The sequence below is a fragment of the Streptomyces sp. GESEQ-4 genome, from assembly GCF_017948455.1.
GTDB lineage: Bacteria > Actinomycetota > Actinomycetes > Streptomycetales > Streptomycetaceae > Streptomyces.
This window is the reverse complement of sequence record NZ_JAFFSU010000025.1, coordinates 77,034-98,338: the sequence shown is the minus strand read 5'-3', so window position 1 is coordinate 98,338 and position 21,305 is coordinate 77,034. Positions and strand designations below refer to the sequence as shown.

Annotated in this window: 21 protein-coding genes, 6 tRNA genes and 1 pseudogene; 16 read left to right on the top strand and 12 right to left on the bottom strand. The window is 69.4% G+C overall.

Annotated features, from left to right (window positions below):
• Position 1 precedes the first annotated feature (1 nt).
• From KCH48_RS34040 to KCH48_RS34020, 5 genes are all read right to left on the bottom strand, one after another.
• Positions 2–895: a carbohydrate ABC transporter permease gene (locus KCH48_RS34040; RefSeq protein WP_210580497.1), complete on the bottom strand. Its 894-nt coding sequence runs from the start codon at positions 893–895 to the stop codon at positions 2–4.
• Positions 892–1,893, bottom strand: coding sequence for a carbohydrate ABC transporter permease (locus tag KCH48_RS34035; protein ID WP_210580495.1), 1,002 nt, complete (start codon positions 1,891–1,893; stop codon positions 892–894). Before KCH48_RS34035 ends, KCH48_RS34040 begins: the two co-directional genes overlap by 4 nt.
• Complete coding sequence (locus tag KCH48_RS34030; RefSeq protein ID WP_210580493.1) at positions 1,893–3,182, bottom strand: ABC transporter substrate-binding protein; 1,290 nt, start codon at positions 3,180–3,182, stop codon at positions 1,893–1,895. Before KCH48_RS34030 ends, KCH48_RS34035 begins: the two co-directional genes overlap by 1 nt.
• Positions 3,183–3,565: 383 nt before the next feature.
• A tRNA-Val gene (locus KCH48_RS34025) sits at positions 3,566–3,637 on the bottom strand.
• Between the two features lie 78 nt (positions 3,638–3,715).
• Positions 3,716–4,168 carry a TIGR02611 family protein gene (locus KCH48_RS34020; protein ID WP_210580491.1) on the bottom strand — a complete coding sequence of 151 codons (453 nt, stop codon included), beginning with the start codon at positions 4,166–4,168 and terminating at the stop codon, positions 3,716–3,718.
• A 191-nt stretch (positions 4,169–4,359) separates the two neighbouring features.
• Between KCH48_RS34020 and KCH48_RS34015 the strand changes: the two genes are divergently transcribed.
• Both KCH48_RS34015 and KCH48_RS34010 read left to right on the top strand, forming a co-directional pair.
• Positions 4,360–4,773, top strand: coding sequence for an SsgA family sporulation/cell division regulator (locus KCH48_RS34015; protein WP_004002642.1), 414 nt, complete (start codon positions 4,360–4,362; stop codon positions 4,771–4,773).
• Between the two features lie 227 nt (positions 4,774–5,000).
• A complete protein-coding gene (locus KCH48_RS34010) occupies positions 5,001–5,561 on the top strand; it encodes a CGNR zinc finger domain-containing protein (protein ID WP_210580489.1) in 561 nt (186 codons plus the stop codon).
• A 60-nt stretch (positions 5,562–5,621) separates the two neighbouring features.
• Here KCH48_RS34010 and KCH48_RS34005 read toward each other — a convergent pair whose 3' ends face one another.
• Both KCH48_RS34005 and KCH48_RS34000 read right to left on the bottom strand, forming a co-directional pair.
• Positions 5,622–5,774 carry a hypothetical protein gene (locus KCH48_RS34005; RefSeq protein WP_210580487.1) on the bottom strand — a complete coding sequence of 51 codons (153 nt, stop codon included), beginning with the start codon at positions 5,772–5,774 and terminating at the stop codon, positions 5,622–5,624.
• 153 nt (positions 5,775–5,927) lie between these two features.
• Positions 5,928–6,371, bottom strand: a complete 444-nt coding sequence (locus tag KCH48_RS34000) for a hypothetical protein (RefSeq protein WP_210580552.1) — start codon at positions 6,369–6,371, stop codon at positions 5,928–5,930.
• Positions 6,372–6,584: 213 nt separating this feature from the next.
• Between KCH48_RS34000 and KCH48_RS33995 the strand changes: the two genes are divergently transcribed.
• Entirely contained in the window at positions 6,585–7,106 is a 522-nt protein-coding gene (locus KCH48_RS33995; RefSeq protein ID WP_210580484.1) for a DsbA family protein, read from the top strand.
• Between the two features lie 3 nt (positions 7,107–7,109).
• On the opposite strand, the gene KCH48_RS33990 is transcribed toward KCH48_RS33995, so the two are convergent.
• From KCH48_RS33990 to KCH48_RS33980, 3 genes are read right to left on the bottom strand one after another with little or no spacing between them, the layout of a single operon-like run.
• Positions 7,110–7,934, bottom strand: a complete 825-nt coding sequence (locus KCH48_RS33990) for an N-acetyltransferase (protein WP_210580482.1) — start codon at positions 7,932–7,934, stop codon at positions 7,110–7,112.
• A 37-nt stretch (positions 7,935–7,971) separates the two neighbouring features.
• Positions 7,972–8,802, bottom strand: coding sequence for an aminotransferase class IV (locus KCH48_RS33985; protein ID WP_210580479.1), 831 nt, complete (start codon positions 8,800–8,802; stop codon positions 7,972–7,974).
• Between the two features lie 52 nt (positions 8,803–8,854).
• Positions 8,855–9,895, bottom strand: coding sequence for a chorismate-binding protein (locus KCH48_RS33980; RefSeq protein WP_210580477.1), 1,041 nt, complete (start codon positions 9,893–9,895; stop codon positions 8,855–8,857).
• Between the two features lie 178 nt (positions 9,896–10,073).
• Here KCH48_RS33980 and KCH48_RS33975 point away from each other — a divergent pair.
• The 5 genes from KCH48_RS33975 to KCH48_RS33955 all read left to right on the top strand — a co-directional run bounded on the left by KCH48_RS33975 (position 10,074) and on the right by KCH48_RS33955 (position 10,545).
• Positions 10,074–10,146 (top strand) — tRNA-Gly (locus KCH48_RS33975).
• 40 nt (positions 10,147–10,186) lie between these two features.
• Positions 10,187–10,260 (top strand) — tRNA-Cys (locus tag KCH48_RS33970).
• A gap of 1 nt (position 10,261) precedes the next feature.
• Positions 10,262–10,333 (top strand) — tRNA-Val (locus KCH48_RS33965).
• A gap of 34 nt (positions 10,334–10,367) precedes the next feature.
• Positions 10,368–10,439, top strand: a tRNA-Val gene (locus KCH48_RS33960).
• A gap of 34 nt (positions 10,440–10,473) precedes the next feature.
• Positions 10,474–10,545 (top strand) — tRNA-Val (locus KCH48_RS33955).
• A 53-nt stretch (positions 10,546–10,598) separates the two neighbouring features.
• Here the strand turns inward: KCH48_RS33955 and KCH48_RS33950 are convergent.
• On the bottom strand, positions 10,599–10,898 hold the full coding sequence (locus KCH48_RS33950; RefSeq protein ID WP_210580475.1) for a zf-TFIIB domain-containing protein: 300 nt from the start codon (positions 10,896–10,898) through the stop codon (positions 10,599–10,601).
• Between the two features lie 80 nt (positions 10,899–10,978).
• Positions 10,979–11,818, bottom strand: a pseudogene (locus tag KCH48_RS33945) (phosphotransferase family protein); the annotation flags it as partial.
• 137 nt (positions 11,819–11,955) lie between these two features.
• Between KCH48_RS33945 and ruvC the strand changes: the two are divergent.
• The 8 genes from ruvC (at position 11,956) to KCH48_RS33905 (ending at position 21,256) form a co-directional block, all read left to right on the top strand.
• Positions 11,956–12,501 (top strand): crossover junction endodeoxyribonuclease RuvC, encoded by a 546-nt coding sequence (gene ruvC / locus KCH48_RS33940; RefSeq protein ID WP_210580474.1) that lies wholly within the window; start codon positions 11,956–11,958, stop codon positions 12,499–12,501.
• On the top strand, positions 12,498–13,103 hold the full coding sequence (gene ruvA, locus KCH48_RS33935; protein WP_210580465.1) for a Holliday junction branch migration protein RuvA: 606 nt from the start codon (positions 12,498–12,500) through the stop codon (positions 13,101–13,103). The genes ruvC and ruvA overlap by 4 nt, the downstream gene beginning before the upstream one ends.
• 23 nt (positions 13,104–13,126) lie before the next feature.
• Entirely contained in the window at positions 13,127–14,197 is a 1,071-nt protein-coding gene (gene ruvB, locus KCH48_RS33930; RefSeq protein ID WP_210580457.1) for a Holliday junction branch migration DNA helicase RuvB, read from the top strand.
• 175 nt (positions 14,198–14,372) lie between these two features.
• The gene (yajC, locus tag KCH48_RS33925) at positions 14,373–14,861 is read left to right on the top strand and encodes a preprotein translocase subunit YajC (protein WP_210580455.1); all 489 of its coding nucleotides are present in this window, start codon (positions 14,373–14,375) and stop codon (positions 14,859–14,861) included.
• 132 nt (positions 14,862–14,993) lie between these two features.
• Entirely contained in the window at positions 14,994–16,757 is a 1,764-nt protein-coding gene (secD, locus tag KCH48_RS33920; protein WP_210580452.1) for a protein translocase subunit SecD, read from the top strand.
• A 1-nt stretch (position 16,758) separates the two neighbouring features.
• A complete protein-coding gene (gene secF, locus KCH48_RS33915; protein ID WP_210580451.1) occupies positions 16,759–17,889 on the top strand; it encodes a protein translocase subunit SecF in 1,131 nt (376 codons plus the stop codon).
• On the top strand, positions 17,886–18,434 hold the full coding sequence (locus tag KCH48_RS33910) for an adenine phosphoribosyltransferase (protein ID WP_210580449.1): 549 nt from the start codon (positions 17,886–17,888) through the stop codon (positions 18,432–18,434). The genes secF and KCH48_RS33910 overlap by 4 nt, the downstream gene beginning before the upstream one ends.
• 281 nt (positions 18,435–18,715) lie before the next feature.
• Positions 18,716–21,256, top strand: coding sequence for a bifunctional (p)ppGpp synthetase/guanosine-3',5'-bis(diphosphate) 3'-pyrophosphohydrolase (locus KCH48_RS33905; RefSeq protein ID WP_210580447.1), 2,541 nt, complete (start codon positions 18,716–18,718; stop codon positions 21,254–21,256).
• Positions 21,257–21,305 lie beyond the last annotated feature (49 nt).

Genomic DNA, 21,305 nt, shown 5'->3' with positions numbered 1-21,305 from the left:
CTCAGCCCTTCAGTCCGGACGTCGCCATGCCGTCGATCAGATAGCGCTGGAAGGCCAGGAAGAAGGCGAGCACCGGCAGCAGGGCGACGAGCGACATCGCGATCATGCCGCCGTAGTTGGCCACGCCCTCCTGGTCCACGAACATCTTCAGGCCGAGCGAGACCGTGTACTTGTCGGGCTCGTTCAGATAGATCAGCGGCCCCATGAAGTCGTTCCAGGAGTTGATGAAGGTGAAGATCGCGCTGGTGATCAGGGCCGGGCGGCACAGCGGGAGCACGATCGACCAGTAGATGCGCAGATGCCCGCAGCCGTCGAGACGGGCCGCCTCGTCGAGTTCCTTGGGCAGATTGCGCATGAACTGCATCATCAGGAAGACGAAGAACGCCTCTATCGCCAGGTACTTCCCCAGCAGCAGGGGGGTGTACGTGTTGATCATCCCCATGTTGCGGAAGAGCACGTACTGCGGGATCAACAGCACGTGATACGGCAGCAGGAGGGTGCCGATCATCAGCGTGAACAGCAGATTGCGGCCCGCGAACCGGATCCTCGCGAAGGCGTACGCCGTCAGCGAGCAGGACACGAGGATCCCGACCACGGAACCGATCGCGAGCGTCAGCGAGTTGACGAAGAACGTCGAGATCGAGATGTCCGCGATGCCGTCGGACAGCCGTGTGTAGTTGTCGGTGATCGGATCGGTCGGGAAGAGATCCAGACTGCCGACGATGTCCTCGCTCTTCTTGAACGAGCCGCCGATGACCCAGATCACCGGATAGAGGATCACCGCGAGAATCAGAAGGGACCCCACGTGCCACGCGAGAGAGCCCGGCAGCCTACGGCGCAGAGCCCCGGCCTTCGTGGAGGCGCCCGGCGTGATGTCGGTGGCCTGTGCGCTCATCGGGCGCCCTCCTCGTAGTGCACCCAGCGCTTCTGGGACCAGAACAGCACCGCAGTCACCAAGGCGACTGCGACCAGCAGCATCCAGGCCATGGCGGAGGCCAGGCCCATCCGGCTGTTCTCGAAGCCCTGGACGTAGAGGTAGCAGGTGTAGACCATCGAACCGTCCGCGGGTCCACAGGCGTTGGCTCCGGCTCCGCCGCCGACGATGTATGCCGAGCTGAAGATCTGGAAGGAGTGGATGGTCTCCAGCAGGACGTTGAAGAAGAGGACCGGGGAAATCATCGGCAGCGTGATGTTCCAGAACCGCCGCAGCTTGCCCGCCCCGTCGACCTCGGCCGCCTCGTACAGCTCCCGCGGGACCTGCTTGAGGCCCGCGAGGAAGATGACCATGGGGGCGCCGAACTGCCAGACGGTGAGCGCCACCAGGCTGTAGATGATCAGCTCCGGGTCGCCGGTCCAGCCGCCGACGTCGATCCCGAAGATCTTCTGCGTACGGTCGACGATCGCGTCGTCCGAGAAGATCGCCTTCCAGACGATGGCGACGGAGACGCTCGCCCCGATCAGCGACGGCGCGTAGAAGGCGGCCCGGTAGAAGGCCTGTCCGCGCCGCTTCTGCGCGAGCAGCAGCGCCACACCGAGGGCGGCGAGCAGCTTGAGCGGCGTGCCGACGACGACGTACCACATCGTCACCTGCACCGAGTGGCGCCAACGGGGGTCGCCGAACATCTCGGAGAAGTTGTCGAGGCCGATCCACTTCGGTGAGTCGAAGAGGTTGTAGTCGGTGAAGGCGAAGTAGAGCGAGGCGATCATCGGGCCTGCCGTGAGCAGCAGGAACCCGGCGATCCAGGGAGACATGAAGAGATAGCCGGCCAGGTTCTCCCGGCGCCGCCGCCGCTTGAGGGCGGCGGGGCGCGCGGGCTTCACCGGACCGTGCCGCGGCTCGGAGTCCTTGGTCAGGCCCTCCATCGCAGGGGCGTGTGTCACGGTGGTTCCCATCAGGCGACGAGAGCCGTCTTCGACTCGGTGAAGAACTGCTTGACGGCCTCGTCCACCGAGCGGGTGCCCAGGGCGAGTTCCTCGGCGATGCGCAGGAACGCGGCCTCGCAGATGTCCGCGCCGTTCGGGTGCGGGGTGATCGGCTCCAGGACGCCGGACTCGACGAGGGACTCCTCGTAGGCGGCGATCCCCTTGTTCACCTCGTCGGTCGGCTTGAACGCGTCGTACTGCGCCTGTGTCGCGGGCACACCGCGGTCATAGCCCATGATCTTGGCGACCTCGGGGTCGTGCACCATGAAGTCGATGAACTGCGCCACTTCCTTGGGGTGCTGGGTGCGCTTGGAGGCGCTCAGCATCAGGGAGCCGAGGTACTGGCCGGTCTTCTTTCCGTCGGTCGTCGGAATGGGCGCCAGGCCGTACTCGCTCTTGCCTTCGGAGGTGTAGCGAACGGTGAAGTTGTCCCAGGTGAACTCACCGGCGGCGATCTCAGCGGAGACGGCCGACTTGGGCTTGACCTGGGCGACCTTCTTGGCGTCCGCGTAGACGCCCTCTTCGACGCCCTTCTTGGCCTTCGTCCACCACTGGGTCAGATCCGCCTCGGTGAAGCCGAGTCCGTCCTCGGTGAAGAATGCCTTGCCGTTCTGGCGCAGGTACAGGTCGTAGAGGTACATGACGCCGTACATGCCGCTGTCGCCTGCGCGTCCTGTCCTGTCGCGGATCTTCTTCATCGCCGCGTCGAAGTCGTCCCAGGTCCAGCCCTGTTCCGGCTTCACGCCCGCCTTGGTGTAAACGGGCTTGTCGATGACCAGGGCCATCGAGTTGGAGCCGACCGGGACCCCGAGGAGCTTTCCGTCTATCTCGCCGAACTTGTCCAGTCCGGCCCGGAAGCCGTCCATGGAGAGGTTGCCCGCGTCGACCTGGGCCTTGAGGTCGAGGAGCACATTCTTCGCGTCGTATTTCCGCAGGAATCCAACGGCATTCTGGAAGACGTCCGGCGGATTTCCGCCCGAGGCCTGGGTGTTGAACTTCTTCCAGAAGTCGGTGTACGGCTGGAAGTCCGTTTTCACCTTGATCTTCGGGTACTTCTTCTCGAAGAGCGCGATGGTCTTGTTGATGCGCTGGGCGCGGTCCTCGGCACCCCACCACGCGTAACGGATCGTCACCGTCCCATCGGAGGAGGTGCCTCCGTCGCCGCCGCACCCCGTTGTCGCGGCCAGCCCGAGCGTGGCCGCCGTGGCTCCGGCCGCCTTCAGGATCGTTCGTCTCTCAACATTCCTGCTGGTTCCCACAGTCGGGCCCCTCCCCGCAGCGTCGTTGCCGCCTGCATGAATCGTTTCAAGTAAGCGCTTGCTGGCACAAGGTACGAAGGGGTTGAGGGTGCGTCAATGATTCGGACAGGAATTTCTTGCGGCCCGGACCGGCGATCGGGCGGCGTTCGGACGAGGGCTGTCGCGGCGGGCGAGGCGACGGCGCAGGTGAGAGGCGCGGGGTCGGCCGGCCGAACGGGAAGTGGCCTGTCGCACGGGTACGGCGGGCGGCCGAAAGTCGCCGCGTGAGGCCGGGAGTTGGGAGCGGGCGCAGAGACGGGTCGTCACGCTCGCAGCAGCGGGCCGGAGGCACACACACGACGGCGGCCCGCCTGCTCTCTCGCAGACGGGCCGCCGTTCCCGGGTGGGCGATACTGGGTTCGAACCAGTGACCTCTTCGGTGTGAACGAAGCGCTCTCCCACTGAGCTAATCGCCCGGGTGCACGGAGAACATTACCCCATGTCAGGGCATACCTGTCACCGAAGGCAACCGGTCACAGGCACCCCCGCGCGGCTCACTGGTCCTTGATCTTCCAGGGCATCACGACGCCGAACTTCCAGAGGTAGATCCCGAGGAGAGCCCCGATGATCACCAGGCCGATCGTCGTCAGGATGATGTTGCGGCGCCGCACCTTGGGATCGAGCGCGCGCTGTGCCGCCTCGGTGACCTTGCGCTTGGTCCAGCGCAGCACCAGCTGGGCCCAGACGAACTCGGTCGCCCAGATCGCCATGCCGCCGAAGATGACCACCCAGCCCGGTCCGGGCAGGGGCAGCAGGATGATGCCCACGACCACGACCGCGAGGCCCACGGCGAAGATGCCGACCTGCCAGCTCAGGTGCAGCACCCGGCGCGCCTTGATGAACTCCGGTGCTCTCGAGCCGAGCGCCTGCTCGCTCTTCGCCCCGTCCGCCTTCGTCTCGTCCGCAGCCATGGCGACCTCGCCAGGCTCGTCACTCCCCGTATTCATACGGCCAAACCCTACCGGAGAGAAACCGGTCACCGGAATGGAGGTACCTCGCGAACTGGTTCTCGGCCGGAAGAGTTACGTAAAGACACGCAAAACACTCAGAGGGGTTTACAACGGCACCGTAGGTGGCATGTCGATTTCGCCGACGTGCGAATCCCCGAGCGCACACTGAGCGAAAGGCCCTGGCGCTTATGAACACCACGGTCAGCTGCGAGCTGCACCTGCGCCTCGTTGTGTCGAGCGAGTCCTCCCTGCCTGTCCCCGCAGGCCTGCGGTATGACACGGCCGACCCCTACGCCGTGCACGCCACCTTCCACACCGGTGCCGAAGAGACCGTCGAGTGGGTGTTCGCCCGCGACCTGCTCGCGGAGGGCCTCCACCGGCCCACGGGCACCGGCGACGTCCGCGTCTGGCCGTCGCGCAGTCACGGCCAGGGGGTCGTCTGCATCGCCCTGAGCTCTCCGGAGGGCGAGGCCCTGCTGGAGGCCCCGGCAAGGGCTCTGGAGTCCTTTCTGAAGCGCACGGACGCGGCGGTGCCACCGGGCACCGAGCATCGTCACTTCGATCTGGATCAGGAGCTCTCACACATCCTGGCGGAAAGCTAGGGCGAGGCTCTCACCAAGCCGCCCGGCGCCGTCGACTCGGGGTGACGGCTCGGGCCAAGACAATCGCATATCGCACACAGCGGCACCGCCCGGCCTGTCCGGGCGGTGCCGCTGTGTCGTCCAGGGCTCCGGAGCCCCGCACGCCGCTTCGGCGAGGGCCGGTCAGCCATTACCATCGGCCAGCATCGGCGGGCACCGGCCCGACCCCCCAGGCCAGGGAGCGAAACGTGCTGATCACCCACGACACCCGGTGTGCGCTGGACACCGTGGTGGATCTGGTGAACACCGCACCGGAGGACGATGCGACCCCGGACGGGCTGGCGGATGTCGCGGCTCTCGAGGATTTCGTACGAAACCACGAAATCAGTGACGTCGGGGTGCTCTCGGAGTTCGACCTCTCGGCGGTGCGGAAGATCCGCAGCCGGTTCGCGGGGATCTTCGCCGCACCGGACGCCCGGGCCGCGGCCACGCTGATCAATGATCTGGTCGCCGCCGCGGGCACGACGCCCCGGCTCACCGACCACGACGGCTACGACTGGCACGTGCACTACTTCGCGCCCGGTGCCTCCGTCGCCGATCACCTGGCGGCGGACTGCGGGATGGCGCTGGCGTTCTTCGTGGTGGCCGGGGAGCAGGAGCGGCTGCGGCGGTGCGAGGCGCCCGACTGCCGGCACGCCTTCGTCGACCTGTCCCGGAACCGCTCGCGCCGGTACTGCGACAGCCGCACCTGCGGGAACCGTCTGCATGTCGCCGCGTACCGGGCGCGACGGAAAGAGGCGGCGGGCTGAGGGCGGGACGAGGATGCCGACGTGGCCCCGGCGGGTGGCGCCGGGGACCACGGGTACGGCTCACAGCAACAGCAGGTCGTGCAACGCGGCCATGAGCAGTAGACACCCGATCACCGCAAGGAAGATCATCAGCGGTGGCTGGGAAAGGGCGAAGAGGCATCCGCGCGGCTCTTCCTGCGGCGGCGCGGCCTCGCTCTGTGTCGTGTCCAGCATCTCGCGGCGATGATGTCGCAGGTTAGGGCCCTGGCGCGATCAACACGCCCGCAATGTACGGGAGTTCGCCGAATTCCGTGACGGCGGGTTCAGGCCGTGATCATTTCTGGCTGCGCGCCGGTCGACTGTGTCGTTTCAGTCGGCAGGCCGCCGTCATATGCCGTGCTTCTTGAGGATGGCCTCGATGTCGCTGAAGTCGTCCGCCTTGTCGGCACGGGGTGCGGTCGCGGAGGGCGTCTTCGAGCGGGAGGCCGGGCCCAGGGAGGGCGCCGAGGCCGCCGGCGCCACCGCCTCGGTCTGTGCGGACCGGGCGGCGGCCTTGCGCTCCTTGCGGGTGCCACCGCGCCGGCGCTCCACCGCGCGCGTGCCCGCGAACAGCAGCCAGGACGCGCCGAGCACGCCGAAGCCCGCCCAGGCCACCGGGCTGAACGCGGTGTCGGCGACCCAGTCGACGACCCCGGTCATCACCAGGCCCAGCGGGACGAGGGAGTAGGCCGCGATACGGGCGGCCGTGAGGAAACGCTTGCGGTACGCCGTGACCGCCGCGATGCCCAGGCCTGCCGCGGCTGCGGCGGAACAGACGGTCTCGGCAATCATCCGGTCCTCCAGGCAGGCCTCGGTCGGGCACTTCGTCCCTTCCATCCTGCACCGTCCGACCCCCGGCGGGCCATGGTCCTGGCGGACATCAGGGACATCTCCGGGTCGCCTCCTCCGAAGGTGCCGGACGGTGACGTACGACAGGTGCCGAACGGTGGCGTACGGCCCGGGTGCCGATTGGGTCGTCCGGGCCGGGGCTGGGAGACTGTGACCATGAGCGACTCCTCCTCCCCCGCCACACCCGTTCTCGACGTGTGGTGCGAGCTGCAGTGCCCGGACTGCCGTGGCGCGCTGGACGATCTCCGCGCCCTGCGGGCCCGCTACGGCGACCGGCTGGAGCTGCGGTTGCGGCACTTCCCGCTGGAGAAGCACAAGCACGCCTTCGCCGCCGCGCAGGCCGCCGAGGAGGCGCTGGAGCAGGGGCAGGGGCAGGGCTGGCCGTACGTCGAGGCGGTTCTGGCCAAGGTCGAGGAGCTGGACCGTAAGGGAGAACCCTTCCTGGTCGAGGTCGCGCGCGAACTCGGTCTCGACGCCGAGGAGTTCGACACCGCTCTGATCGACGGCCGGCACATCCTGATCGTCGACGCCGACCAGGCCGAGGGCAAGGCGATCGGCGTGACCGGCACGCCGACGTATGTCATCGGCGGCGAGCGGCTGGACGGCGGCAAGAGCCAGGAAGGGCTGCGCGAGCGCATCGAGGAGATCGCGGACCGGCTGCTCGCCGACAGTGAATGAGCCTCAGAGCAGGTCCTTGTAGAGGCTGTACTGCGTCGCCTCGTAGCCGAGTGACTCGTACAACCGCTCCGCCGGGGTGTTGCCCGCGTGCACGTTGAGCTCGAGGGCACGTCGACCGGCGGCGATCGCCTGGCTCTCCGCCAGCAGCATCAGCGTACGGCCGTGTCCGCGTCCGCGATGGGCCGCGTCGGCCTCGACGTCGAAGACGAACGCTTTGTCGTCCCGAAGGGCCAGCCACAGGGTGCCCACGCGCACACCCTTGTCCTCCAACACGCTGAACAGCATGTTCTCGGTGGTCAGACCCTGGGGCAGGAGGGTCTCGTGATCGCGCCGCGACTTGGCGTACGCCTCGGCCTCGGGCACGCCCCGCTCGATCCACATACGCGCGTACTGCTCGGCCTCGTACTCGTGCCACGACGCGAACTCGGCCTCCGTCATGGACCGCCCCCGGCTGCCGGCGGGCAGTTCGGGTGGTGTGTCGCCGAGCCGCTTCTCCATGCCGCGGTTGCGCAGGACGTAACCGAGCGCCTGGAAGAGCCGCAGCGCCGCCCCGGCCTCGGCGGGAACGCCCACCTCGATCTGCCGGCAGCCCCAGCCGCGCGCCACCTCCTCCGCGGCGAGGGCGGCCACCGTCGCCCGGCCGCGGCGCCGGTCCGGCTCCTCGATGCGCAGGTCCAGGATGCGGGCCACCGTGGCGCCGAAGGAGGGAGAGGTGCCGAGGTGTATCCGGCCCACGGGACGGCTGTTCACGCACACCTGGTAGCGGCGTGAGCGCGTCCCGTCCGCCTGGTGCTGAAGCGGCTCGGTCGGCCGCAGAGTCGTGGTCATCAGGGCAGTTCTACCCGTCGGGGCGGACCGGGCGCTCTCAATTTCCGAGCGGATCGACGTCGGCCCGGGACCGCTCGTCGAAGATCCGCATCGCCTTCGCGGTCACCGGACCGGGCGCGCCCGGCAGGAGACGGTCGTCGACCCGGTGCACGGCCTGGACGTCCCGCAGCGTGGACGTCAGGAAGACCTCGTCGGCCCGCTGAAGGACGTCCAGCGGCAGGTCGGTCTCCTTCGCCCCGGTCCACTCGATCGTCAACGCGCGCGTGATGCCCGCGAGGCAGCCGGAGGCGAGCGGCGGCGTGTGGATCTCGCCGTCCAGGACCACGAAGACGTTCGACCCGGTGCCTTCGCAGAGTTGGCCGACCGTGTTGGCGAACAGCGCCTCGGAGGCGTCCTGTTGGCGTGCGCGCGCGAGGGCGACGACGTTCTCGGCGTACGAGGTCGTCTTCAGGCCGGTGAGTGCGCCGCGCTCGTTGCGGGTCCACGGCACGGTGACGACCGCCGTGGAGTCGGGGCGGCGGCTGGTCTCCCCGAGGGCGACCACCAGGGTCGGGCCGTGCTCACCGCGGTCGGAGCCGAGCGGGCCGTGACCGCCGGTGTAGGTGATGCGCAGCCGGCCGAGCGGCATCGGGTTGGCCTCGAGGACGGCGGCGCAGGCGCGTCGTACCTCGTCGTGGTCCGGGTCGGGCAGACCCAGGCCGCGGGCGGAGCGGGTCAGCCGGTCGAGATGGCGGGTGAGCGCGAACGGCTTCCCGTCGGCCGCCTTCACCGTCTCGAAGATGCCGTCTCCCACGGTCAGCCCGTGGTCGAAGACGGAGACACGGGCGGCCTCGATGTCCTGCAGCCCGCCGTCGAGCCAAAGCTTCACTGGTTCTACCTCGCAACCCTGCGCACGTGTCTGGTCGGCCGGGCCCGGCGCGTCAGACTCCCGCTCCACTGTCCTCGTACGTTCCCGACGCTACCGCGAGCAGCCGGGACGCCTTCAGCTCGGTCTCCCGCCACTCCCCCTCCGGGTCGGACCCCCAGGTGATGCCGGCGCCCGTGCCGAAGCGCAGGACGCCCTCCGTCCGGTCGATCCAGAAGGTACGGATACCGACGGCCAGCTCGCCGGTCCCCCGGTCGGCGTCGACCCAGCCGATGCCGCCGCAGTACGGCCCCCTGGGCGCCGTCTCCAGCGCTTCGATGATCCTCAGGGCACTCGACTTGGGCGCTCCCGTGACCGACCCGGGCGGGAACGCGGCGGCGAGCAGCTCCGGCCACCCGGCGCCGGTACGCAGCTCGCCGCGGACGGTGGAGACGAGATGGACCAGGCCGGGGTGCTTCTCGACGGCGCACAGATCGGGGACGGTCACGCTGCCGGTGCCGCAGACACGCCCGAGGTCGTTGCGCACCAGATCCACGATCATCACGTTCTCGGCGTAGTCCTTCTCCAGCAGGTCCGCCTCGGTGCGTCCGGTGCCCTTGATCGGCCCGGACTCGACGACCCGGCCGTCCCGGCGCAGGAAGAGCTCCGGCGAGGCCGTGGCTGTTTCCACCCCGTGGCCGGGCAGCCGGATCGTCCCCGCGTACGGTGCCGGGTTGCCGCGGGCCAGCAGCGCGGTGAGCGCGTCCACGTCGGCGTCGGGCGGAATCGGTGCGGAGAGCACCCGGCACAGGTTCGCCTGATAGACCTCGCCGGCCGCGATGTGCTCACGGACACGCCGTACGCCCGCCATGTACGCGGCGCGATCGAGGGACGACGTCCAGTCACCGGTCGCCGGTCCGCGCCACCGGCCCGGCACCGGTGCGGGCACGGGCTCCTGTCGTACGTCGGCGAAGCGGGCGCAGGTCAGCCGGCCCTCGAAGTCCGCGCAAACGGCCCAGAAACCGGTGGAGTCGAGGGCCGCGGGGTCGCTGGTGACATCGAGGAGACCGGTGGCGACGCGGTCACCGAAACGCGCGAGAGGAGGCAGGTCGGACACGCAGTCGAGTCTATGGCGGGTGTCACGCAGGTGACCTGGCCATGTCGCCTCGGCCGCCCCGGCCGGGTCGGCAACCGGGTGCAGCGCAGCACGCTGCACAAACGCGTTTTTGTACTGGCCCTAGAATCCGCTAGAGTTCAACTCGTCGCCGGGCCGCGGGAGCGGTACGAAACGACAAGCGGACGTAGCTCAGTTGGTAGAGCGCAACCTTGCCAAGGTTGAGGTCGCGAGTTCGAACCTCGTCGTCCGCTCGAAGGAAGCAGGGGGTCCACCCGGATCCCCTACACTCCTGGTGGAGTGGCCGAGAGGCGAGGCAACGGCCTGCAAAGCCGTCTACACGGGTTCAAATCCCGTCTCCACCTCCAAGGACGATTAGCTCAGCGGGAGAGCGCTTCCCTGACACGGAAGAGGTCACTGGTTCAATCCCAGTATCGTCCACTGGATCTGCTGCTCCGTCGGCAAGATCCGACTCGCGCGATTAGCTCAGCGGGAGAGCGCTTCCCTGACACGGAAGAGGTCACTGGTTCAATCCCAGTATCGCGCACGCACAGCTCGTGGCCCTCGGGTCACGGTCCCGAGGACGATTAGCTCAGCGGGAGAGCGCTTCCCTGACACGGAAGAGGTCACTGGTTCAATCCCAGTATCGTCCACACACCGAAGCCCCCGGCCGTCTCGTACGGCCGGGGGCTTCGTGGTGGTCCGGTCAGCTGGAGAACAGCATGTGGCCGAAGCTCTTGTGCCGCTTGTTGCCGTAGTGACCGCCGTGGCCGCCGTGGTGGCCGCCGCCGTGCGGGGCGCCCCAGGCGGGTGCCTGCGGGGCGGGGTACGCCTGCGGGGCGGCCGGGGGTGGCGGGGCGGGCTGGGCCCACTGGGACTCGACGCGAGACAGCGCCTCCAACTCGCCGTAGTCGAGAAAGATCCCGCGGCAACCGCTGCACTGCTCGATCTGGACGCCGTTGCGGTTGTACGTGTGCATGGGCGCATGGCACTTCGGACACTGCATGGTCGGCTCAACTCCTCGCCGGTCGGTCCTGCTTCGCGTTTCGCCAGGACAGACTCTGTCCGGCTGCGGTCGGTTGCACACTACTTCGCCGGGTGTGGGCTGAACTCCGGTGGGGCGGAACTCATTCGGTCGCAGGCGTCCACGAGGGACTGCTCGACCTCGTCCAGCGGGCGGTCCGCGGCCGCCGCCTTGGTGATCGCGCGGGCGGCGGTCTGGACGGTGAGGGCGCGGGCGGGGACGTCCAGGGCCGGCCAGGGGTCGCCTTCGGCGGGGACGGCGGGGCCGCCGGCTGCGCGGTAGGCGGACAGGAAGCGGGTCCATTCGTCGGGTGTGAGCAGGCCGCAGGCGTACCAGGACGCGGGGCGGGCGAGGTCCCAGGCGGGGGTGCCGGTGCCGAGGTCGTCGACGTCGATGAGTCGCCACGGGCCGTCCGGGGCGGGGTGGCGGACGAGTTGGCCGAGGTGGAAGTCGCCGTGGCAGAGGGTGGTGGTGTCCGGCATGGGGGTCTCGGCGCGGGCCCAGGCGGGGAGGGCGGTCCACGCGCGGAGGACCGGGGAGACGGCCGGGTGCGGGGCGAGGGCGCGGAGGCGGGCGACGGCGTGGGCTGCCTTGGCGGGGCCGCGCATAGGGGACAGTGCGTGGGGCGCTGGGGTCCTGTGGAGGCGGGCGAGGAGGGTGGCGGCGGCTTCCCAGGGGGCGGTGTCGGGGTTCTCCGGATCGACGGGGGTGCCGTACGGCCAGAACGTCACGATACGGCCGTGGAGCGTGACCGGGGTCGGTGTGAGAGGGGAGAGGAGGACATCCGGGAGGTGGGTGGCGACAGTGAGGCGGGGGGTGAGGTCGGTGGGGGTGGCGTCGGGGGCGTGTGCCTTGGCGACGGTGCCCTCGTGGCGGACGACTGTGGCGTCGGGGCGGGCGGCGGGGGGGGGGGGGGGGCGGGTGGGGCGGGGGGGGGGGGGGGGGGGGGGGGGGCGGCCCCCCCCCCCCCCGGCCCGCCGTTGTTGTCAGTGGTACCCGATAGCCTGCACAAACAGGCGATCGAAGGGATGGTGCGGGGGTGCGTGTGCTGGGGGTGGACCCGGGGCTGACGCGGTGCGGTGTCGGTGTGGTCGAAGGTGTCGCGGGCCGGCCGCTCACCATGCTCGGCGTCGGCGTCGTCCGTACGCCCGCGGACGCGGACCTGGGGCACCGGCTCGTCGCCATCGAGCAGGGCATCGAGCAGTGGCTGGACGAACACCGGCCCGAATTCCTCGCCGTGGAGCGGGTGTTCAGCCAGCACAACGTGCGGACGGTGATGGGCACGGCCCAGGCCAGCGCCGTGGCCATGCTCTGCGCCGCCCGCCGCGGCATCCCCGTCGCCCTGCACACCCCCAGCGAGGTCAAGGCCGCCGTCACCGGCAGCGGACGCGCGGACAAGGCGCAGGTCGGCGCGATGGTCACCCGACTGCTGCGGCTCGACGCGCCACCCAAGCCCGCCGACGCCGCCGACGCGCTCGCGCTCGCCATCTGCCACATCTGGCGGGCCCCCGCCCAGAACCGCCTCCAGCAGGCCGTCGCCCTGCAGGCGGCAAAGACAACCGCATCGAAAGGTCGCCCGGCATGATCGCCTTCGTCAGCGGCACGGTCGCCGCCCTCGCCCCCGACGCCGCGGTGGTCGAGGTCGGCGGTGTCGGCATGGCCGTCCAGTGCACGCCGAACACCCTGTCCACGCTCCGGCTCGGTCAGCCCGCCAAGCTGCACACCTCGCTCGTGGTCCGAGAGGACTCGCTCACCCTGTACGGCTTCACGGACGACGACGAACGGCAGACCTTCGAACTGCTCCAGACCGCCAGCGGAGTCGGCCCCCGCCTGGCCCAGGCCATGCTCGCCGTACACAGCCCGGACGCCCTGCGCCGAGCCGTCACGACAGCCGACGAGAAGGCGCTCACCGCCGTCCCCGGCATCGGCAAGAAGGGCGCCCAGAAGCTGCTGCTGGAGCTGAAGGACCGGCTCGGCGAGCCGATCGGTGCCCCCGCGATGGGTACAGCGATCAGCAGCGGCTGGCGAGACCAACTGCACGCCGCGCTGATCGGACTGGGCTACGCGACCCGGGAGGCCGAAGAGGCCGTGGCCGCCGTGGCCCCGCAGGCCGAGGCGGCAGAGGGCACCCCGCCGGTGGGCCAGCTGCTGAAGGCCGCTCTCCAGACCCTCAACCGCGCCCGCTGACCCCCGACCCCGAGGCATACGCAATGAACTGGGACGACCCGACCGACACCCCCGCCGCCGAGCGGCTGGTGGGGTCGGTCGCCGACCGTGAGGACCAGGCCGTCGAGGCCGCCCTGCGCCCCAAGGATCTGGACGAGTTCATCGGCCAGGAGAAGGTCCGCGAGCAACTCGACCTCGTCCTGCGGGCCGCACGCGCGCGTGGCGCCACCGCCGACCATGTGCTGCTCTCCGGCGCCCCCGGCCTCGGCAAGACCACCCTCTCGATGATCATCGCGGCCGAGATGGGCGCCCCGATCCGCATCACCAGCGGCCCCGCCATCCAGCACGCCGGCGACCTCGCCGCGATCCTGTCCTCGCTCCAGGAGGGCGAGGTCCTCTTCCTCGACGAGATCCACCGCATGTCCCGGCCCGCCGAGGAGATGCTCTACATGGCGATGGAGGACTACCGCGTCGACGTCATCGTCGGCAAGGGCCCGGGCGCCACCGCCATCCCGCTCGAACTGCCCCCCTTCACCCTGGTCGGCGCCACCACGCGCGCGGGCCTGCTGCCGCCCCCGCTGCGCGACCGCTTCGGCTTCACCGCGCACATGGAGTTCTACGAGCCTGCCGAACTGGAGCGCGTCATCCACCGCTCCGCGCACCTCCTCGACGTCGAGATCGGGGCCGACGGCGCCGCCGAGATCGCCGGCCGCTCCCGCGGCACACCCCGTATCGCCAACCGCCTGCTGCGCCGCGTCCGCGACTACGCGCAGGTCAAGGCCGACGGGATCATCACGCGCGACATCGCGTCCGCGGCACTGAAGGTGTACGAAGTCGACGCCCGCGGGCTCGACCGGCTCGACCGGGGCGTCCTCGAAGCCCTGCTCAAGCTCTTCGGCGGCGGCCCGGTCGGACTGTCGACGCTCGCCGTCGCGGTGGGGGAGGAGCGCGAGACCGTGGAAGAGGTCGCCGAGCCGTTCCTCGTACGGGAGGGGCTGCTGGCCCGCACCCCGCGCGGCCGGGTGGCCACGCCTGCCGCATGGGCACATCTCGGCCTCACCCCGCCCCGCTCGTCCGGTGCCGGAAACGGACAACAGGACCTGTTCGGGACGTGACGGAGGCCCGACGGCGAGGGCATTGGCCGGACCAGGAACCCCGGTGCCATGCTGAGCGTTGTTCCTTGCGCGCGGACTCGCTTAGACTCCGCCGATGCCGCCTTTGTCGGCGGCACACATACCCCCAACCATCAGGCCGCTCACCATCGCGGTCGCGTGAAGGAAGTACCGACCCGTGAGTCTCGTGACCCTCCTCCCGTTCATCGTGCTCATCGGGGCCATGTTCCTGATGACCCGCTCGGCCAAGAAGAAGCAGCAGCAGGCCGCGAACATGCGGAACGAAATGCAGCCCGGCAGCGGCGTCCGCACGATCGGGGGCATGTATGCCACGGTCAAAGAGGTCAACGAGGACACGGTCCTCCTCGACGCAGGCCCGGGTGTCGACCTCCTCTTCGCCAAGAACGCGATCGGTGCCGTCCTGACCGACGACGAGTACAACCGCATCGTCCACGGCGTCGAGCACGACCTGAAGAGCGACGTCGTCCCGGACGACGCCTCCTCCCTCACCGAGTCGGAGTCCGGTGAGACCGCCGCCTCCGACGACACGCCGGTCGACCTGGGCAAGAAGGACGCCGACGAGGAGCCGGCCGACGAGCCCGCGGCCGCCGAGGCGAAGGCTGACGACGAGCCGAAGAAGACCGACGGCGACTCCGACGCGAAGTAGTCATGCACCCGGGTGCGCGGGCCGCTCCCGCGCGCCCCGGGACATGCGAAGCTCGACGGGGATCCCGACACCATGTCATGGCCGCCCGCCCGCCGCACGGGCGCGAGGCGGCCCGAGAGGGAGTACGAGAAGGTGGCAGCACCTAAGAAGGGCCGGAGCGCGAGCGCCCAGAGCAAGCCAGGGCGCTCGCTGGTCCTGATCCTGATCGCCATCGTGGCGCTCACCGGGGGAATGTTCGCCTCCGGACACACCACTCCGCGTCTCGGCATCGACCTGGCGGGCGGTACGAGCATCACGCTCCGCGCGGAGCCCGAGGACGGTGACCAGTCCGCGATCAACAAGAAGAACATGGACACCGCGGTCGACATCATGAACCGCCGTGTCAACGGTCTCGGTGTCTCCGAGGCGGAGGTCCAGACCCAGGGCGATCGCAACATCATCGTCAACATCCCCAAGGGCACGAACTCCGAGGAGGCCCGGAAGCAGGTCGGCACCACCGCCAAGCTCTACTTCCGTCCCGTCCTCACCACCGAGGTCGCCGGCGCCGGAGCCGGGGCCACCCCGTCGCCCAGCGCCTCCAGCAGCGCCTCGGGCGACGCCGACAAGGACAAGGCGACCTCGTCCTCGTCCCCGTCCGGCACCCCCTCGGCGACGCCCACCACGCAGGGACGCGCGGTCACCGACGCGCTCAAGGCCGACGCCACCCCGAGCGGCTCCGCCTCGCCCTCCGCCAGCGCCTCCCCCTCTCCGAGCGGCAGCGCCCCGGACGACGCCACCAGCAAGCTCCAGGCGCAGTACGCCGCGCTCGACTGCACCAAGAAGGCGGTCCGCGCCACGGCCGGCGAGGGCTCCAAGCCCACCGCGCCGACGGTCGCCTGCGGCCAGAACGCGCAGGGTCAGTGGCAGAAGTACATCCTCGGCCCCGCCGAGGTCGACGGCACCGACGTCGACAAGGCCCAGGCCGTCTTCAACACCCAGACCGGCGCGGGCTGGACCGTCACGATGGACTTCACGTCCGCCGGCACCAAGAAGTTCGCCGCGATCACCGGCAAGCTGGCCCAGAACCAGTCCCCGCAGAACCAGTTCGCCATCGTCCTAGACGGCGAGGTCGTCTCCGACCCGTACGTCCGCCAGGCGCTGACCGGCGGCAACGCCGAGATCTCCGGCAACTTCAACCAGGAGTCGGCCCAGAGCCTCTCCAACATGCTGTCGTACGGCGCCCTGCCGCTGACCTTCAAGGAGGACAGCGTCACCACGGTGACCGCGGCCCTCGGCGGTGAGCAGCTGCAGGCCGGCCTGATCGCGGGCGCGATCGGTCTCGCCCTGGTCATCATCTACCTGTTGGCCTTCTACCGCGGCCTGTCGATCATCGCCATCCCCTCGCTGCTGGTCTCCGCGATCCTCACCTACGTGATCATGTCGCTGCTCGGCCCGACCATCGGCTTCGCGCTGAACCTGCCGGCCGTGTGCGGTGCCATCGTCGCGATCGGCATCACAGCGGACTCGTTCATCGTGTTCTTCGAACGGATCCGGGACGAGATCCGCGAGGGCCGCACGCTGCGCCCCGCCGTGGAGCGGGGCTGGCCGCGCGCCCGGCGCACCATCCTGGTCTCCGACTTCGTGTCGTTCCTCGCCGCCGCGGTCCTGTTCATCGTCACCGTCGGCAAGGTCCAGGGCTTCGCGTTCACCCTCGGTCTGACGACCGTGCTCGACGTGGTCGTCGTCTTCTTCTTCACCAAGCCGCTGATGACGATCCTCGCCCGCAAGAAGTTCTTCGCGAACGGCCACAAGTGGTCCGGCCTCGACCCGAAGGGCCTGGGAGCCAAACCTCCGCTGCGCCGTACCCGCCGTCCCGTCCGCCCCACCGCCGGCCCTGTCGACCCGAAGGAGGCGTGAGATGTCGAAGCTCGGCAACCTCGGCGCCCGACTGCACCGTGGCGAGGTCGGCTACGACTTCGTCCGCAACCGCAAGATCTGGTACGGCGTCTCGATCCTGATCACCATCGTGGCCATCGCCGGCCTGGCGGTGCGCGGCCTGAACATGGGCATCGAGTTCCAGGGCGGCGCGGTCTTCACCACCCCGAAGTCCAGCGTCTCGGTCTCCCAGGCCGAGGAGTACGCGGAAACCGCGTCCGGCCACGACGCGATCGTCCAGGAGCTCGGCAGCGGCGGCCTGCGCATCCAGATCGCCGGTATCGACACCGCCAAGGCCGACCAGATCAAGGCCGATCTCTCCAAGGACCTGAGCGTCGACTCGGAGAAGATCAACGCCGAGCTCGTCGGCCCCAGTTGGGGTGAACAGATCGCCAACAAGGCCTGGCAGGGTCTGGCGATCTTCATGGTGCTCGTCGTGATCTATCTGGCGATCGCGTTCGAATGGCGCATGGCCGCGGCCGCATTGGTCGCCCTGATCCACGACATCACCATCACCGTCGGCATCTACGCCCTCGTCGGCTTCGAGGTGACACCGGGCACGGTGATCGGTCTGCTGACCATCCTCGGTTACTCGCTCTACGACACTGTCGTCGTCTTCGACAGCCTCAAGGAGCAGGCGAAGGACATCACCAAACAGACCCGCCTGACGTACAGCGACGTCGCCAACAACTCCATCAACAGCACCCTGATGCGTTCCATCAACACCACGGTGGTCGCGCTGCTCCCGGTCGCCGGCCTGCTGTTCATCGGCGGCGGTTTCCTCGGCGCCGGCATGCTGAACGACATCTCGCTGTCGCTGTTCGTCGGCCTCGCGGCCGGTGCGTACTCCTCGATCTTCATCGCCACCCCGCTCGTCGCCGACCTCAAGGAGCGCGAGCCGCAGATGAAGGCGCTCAGGAAGCGCGTCCTCGCCAAGCGGGCGCAGGCAGGCGCACAGGGCGAGGCCGCGGAGGACCAGGCCGTCGAGGAGCCGCTCGGCGTCGAGCCCGCGGATGCCGCTCCCGCGGTCGTCGGCCCGCAGGGCCAGGCGGTCCGCAGCCAGCCCGCCTCCCGCGGCCGCGGCCGGGGCCGACCGTCGGGGAAGCGCCGATGACCGAGCTCACCGACATCAGCGCGCTGCTGCTCAGCCGCATCCGTGACGTGGCCGACTACCCGGAGCCGGGTGTGATGTTCAAGGACATCACCCCGCTCCTGGCGGACCCGGCGGCGTTCACCGCCCTCACCGACGCCCTCGCCCAGGTCGCCGAGCGGACGAACGCGACGAAGGTCGTCGGACTGGAGGCCCGCGGCTTCATCCTCGGCGCCCCGGTCGCCGTCCGTGCCGGCCTCGGCTTCATCCCCGTACGCAAGGCGGGCAAGCTCCCCGGAGCCACTCTCAGCCAGGCGTACGACCTGGAGTACGGCTCGGCCGAGATCGAGGTCCACGCCGAGGACCTGGCCGCCGACGACCGCGTGCTGATCGTCGACGACGTCCTCGCCACCGGCGGCACCGCCGAGGCCTCCCTGAAGCTGATCCGCCACGCGGGCGCCGAGGTCGCGGGCGTCGCGGTCCTCATGGAACTCGGCTTCCTGGGCGGCCGAGCCCGCCTGGAACCGGCCTTGGAGGGCGCCCCGCTGGAAGCGCTCCTGGTGGTCTGAGACTGACAGCAGATCCATGCCCTACAAAAACGGCCGGCCCGGTTACATCCGGGCCGGCCGTTTCGCGCCCCGTTAGGGGCGCGGGGAACTGCGCGATCAACCACAACGGACCGGCAGTCGGCAATCCACCTGCCACCCCCGCACAGGCCCCGAAATCACTCACCGCAGCCCCCGATAGACGGTCCTCACATCGGCCGAAAGGCGATCCCGCCGCTGAGGATCGCTACCATGGGATCTCCGGAGCCTGACCGGGGGACCCGGATCGCGCACGAGGAGCCCTCTTGCCAGACGAGGCCCAGCCACTCACCGCCGCCAAGCCCGAGCCCGCCTCGGCGCCCGCGGCGAAGCCGCCCGCGCCGACCGAGTCGAGCGCGAAGAACGACACCCGCGGGCCGGTCGAGCATGCCCAGTCCGCGCCCGTCGACAAGTCGGCCGAGCAGTCGCGCCCCAAGCCGGCCCCGTCCGAGAGCCTGGCCACGCCCGCGGTCCGCCCGAACACCGGCCAGCCGGCCCGCTCCGGCTCCTCCAACCGCGTCCGCGCCCGCCTCGCCCGCCTCGGCGTCCAGCGCTCCAACCCGTACAACCCGGTCCTGGAACCGCTGCTGCGCATAGTCCGCAGCAACGACCCGAAGATCGAGACGGCCACCCTCCGCCAGATCGAGAAGGCCTACCAGGTCGCCGAGCGCTGGCACCGCGGCCAGAAGCGCAAGAGCGGCGACCCGTACATCACGCACCCTCTCGCCGTCACCACGATCCTCGCCGAGCTGGGTATGGATCCGGCCACGCTGATGGCAGGCCTGCTGCACGACACCGTCGAGGACACCGAGTACGGCCTCGACCAGCTCCGCCGCGACTTCGGCGACTCCGTCGCGTTGCTCGTCGACGGCGTCACCAAGCTGGACAAGGTCAAGTTCGGCGAGGCCGCGCAGGCCGAGACCGTGCGCAAGATGGTCGTGGCCATGGCCAAGGACCCCCGCGTCCTGGTCATCAAGCTCGCCGACCGCCTGCACAACATGCGCACCATGCGCTATCTCAAGCGCGAGAAGCAGGAGAAGAAGGCGCGCGAGACCCTCGAGATCTACGCGCCGCTCGCCCATCGCCTCGGCATGAACACCATCAAGTGGGAACTGGAGGACCTCGCCTTCGCGATCCTCTACCCCAAGATGTACGACGAGATCGTACGGCTGGTGGCCGAGCGGGCACCGAAGCGTGACGAGTATCTGGCCATAGTGACCGACGAGGTCCAGCAGGACCTGCGCGCGGCCCGTATCAAGGCGACCGTCACCGGACGCCCGAAGCACTACTACAGCGTCTACCAGAAGATGATCGTCCGCGGCCGTGACTTCGCGGAGATCTACGACCTGGTGGGCATCCGCGTCCTCGTGGACACCGTCCGCGACTGCTACGCCGCCCTCGGCACCGTGCACGCGCGATGGAACCCGGTCCCCGGCCGGTTCAAGGACTACATCGCGATGCCCAAGTTCAACATGTACCAGTCGCTGCACACGACGGTGATCGGGCCCAACGGCAAGCCGGTCGAACTCCAGATCCGTACGTTCGACATGCACCGTCGCGCCGAGTACGGCATCGCCGCGCACTGGAAGTACAAGCAGGAGGCCGTCGCGGGCGCCTCCAAGATCCGTACCGATGTGCCGAAGTCGTCCGGCAAGGGCAAGGACGACCACCTCAACGACATGGCGTGGCTGCGCCAACTGCTCGACTGGCAGAAGGAGACCGAGGACCCGGGCGAGTTCCTGGAGTCGCTGCGCTTCGACCTGTCCCGCAACGAGGTCTTCGTCTTCACGCCGAAGGGCGACGTCATAGCGCTCCCGGCCGGTGCGACGCCCGTCGACTTCGCGTACGCGGTCCACACCGAAGTCGGCCACCGCACCATAGGAGCACGGGTCAACGGCCGTCTCGTGCCGCTCGAATCCACCCTGGACAACGGCGACTTGGTGGAGGTCTTCACCTCCAAGGCGGCCGGCGCCGGACCGTCCCGCGACTGGCTCGGCTTCGTCAAGTCGCCGCGCGCGCGCAACAAGATCCGGGCCTGGTTCTCCAAGGAACGCCGGGACGAGGCCATCGAGCAGGGCAAGGACGCCATCGCACGCGCGATGCGCAAACAGAACCTGCCGATCCAGCGCATCCTCACGGGCGACTCCCTCGTCACCCTGGCGCACGAGATGCGCTACCCCGACATCTCCTCGCTGTACGCGGCGATCGGCGAGGGACATGTCGCCGCGCAGAACGTCGTACAGAAGCTCGTTCAGGCCCTCGGCGGTGAGGAAGCCGCCACCGAGGAGATGGACGAGGCGGTACCGTCCCCCCGCGGCCGAGGCCGCAAGCGGCGCAGCAGCCAGGACCCCGGTGTGGTGGTCAAGGGCGTCGACGACGTCTGGGTCAAGCTCGCCCGCTGTTGTACGCCGGTCCCCGGTGACCCCATCATGGGCTTCGTCACGCGCGGCAGTGGAGTATCGGTTCACCGCACCGACTGCGTGAACGTCGACTCGCTGTCCCGCGAGCCCGAGCGCATCCTCGACGTCGAGTGGGCGCCCACGCAGTCCTCGGTCTTCCTGGTCGCCATCCAGGTCGAGGCCCTCGACCGCTCCCGGCTGCTGTCGGACGTCACCCGGGTCCTGTCCGACCAGCACGTCAACATTCTCTCCGCGGCCGTCCAGACCTCCCGCGACCGCGTCGCCACCTCCCGCTTCACCTTCGAGATGGGCGACCCGAAGCATCTCGGCCACGTCCTGAAGGCGGTCAGGGGAGTGGAGGGCGTGTACGACGTGTACCGGGTGACGTCGGCGCGCAGCCGAGCGTAACCGCCGTACGAGCACGAAAAGGGGCTCCCCCTCGGGGAGCCCCTTTCCA

Excerpts from the sequence above, each read along its gene's own strand:
- KCH48_RS34040 (WP_210580497.1), bottom strand. The coding sequence starts at position 895 with ATGAGCGCACAGGCCACCGACATCACGCCGGGCGCCTCCACGAAGGCC.
- KCH48_RS34035 (WP_210580495.1), bottom strand. The coding sequence starts at position 1,893 with ATGGGAACCACCGTGACACACGCCCCTGCGATGGAGGGCCTGACCAAG.
- KCH48_RS34020 (WP_210580491.1), bottom strand. The coding sequence starts at position 4,168 with ATGAATACGGGGAGTGACGAGCCTGGCGAGGTCGCCATGGCTGCGGAC.
- KCH48_RS34015 (WP_004002642.1), top strand. The coding sequence starts at position 4,360 with ATGAACACCACGGTCAGCTGCGAGCTGCACCTGCGCCTCGTTGTGTCG.
- KCH48_RS34005 (WP_210580487.1), bottom strand. The coding sequence starts at position 5,774 with ATGCTGGACACGACACAGAGCGAGGCCGCGCCGCCGCAGGAAGAGCCG.
- KCH48_RS34000 (WP_210580552.1), bottom strand. The coding sequence starts at position 6,371 with ATGATTGCCGAGACCGTCTGTTCCGCCGCAGCCGCGGCAGGCCTGGGC.
- KCH48_RS33995 (WP_210580484.1), top strand. The coding sequence starts at position 6,585 with ATGAGCGACTCCTCCTCCCCCGCCACACCCGTTCTCGACGTGTGGTGC.
- KCH48_RS33990 (WP_210580482.1), bottom strand. The coding sequence starts at position 7,934 with ATGACCACGACTCTGCGGCCGACCGAGCCGCTTCAGCACCAGGCGGAC.
- KCH48_RS33950 (WP_210580475.1), bottom strand. The coding sequence starts at position 10,898 with ATGCAGTGTCCGAAGTGCCATGCGCCCATGCACACGTACAACCGCAAC.
- ruvA (WP_210580465.1), top strand. The coding sequence starts at position 12,498 with ATGATCGCCTTCGTCAGCGGCACGGTCGCCGCCCTCGCCCCCGACGCC.
- ruvB (WP_210580457.1), top strand. The coding sequence starts at position 13,127 with ATGAACTGGGACGACCCGACCGACACCCCCGCCGCCGAGCGGCTGGTG.
- secF (WP_210580451.1), top strand. The coding sequence starts at position 16,759 with ATGTCGAAGCTCGGCAACCTCGGCGCCCGACTGCACCGTGGCGAGGTC.
- KCH48_RS33910 (WP_210580449.1), top strand. The coding sequence starts at position 17,886 with ATGACCGAGCTCACCGACATCAGCGCGCTGCTGCTCAGCCGCATCCGT.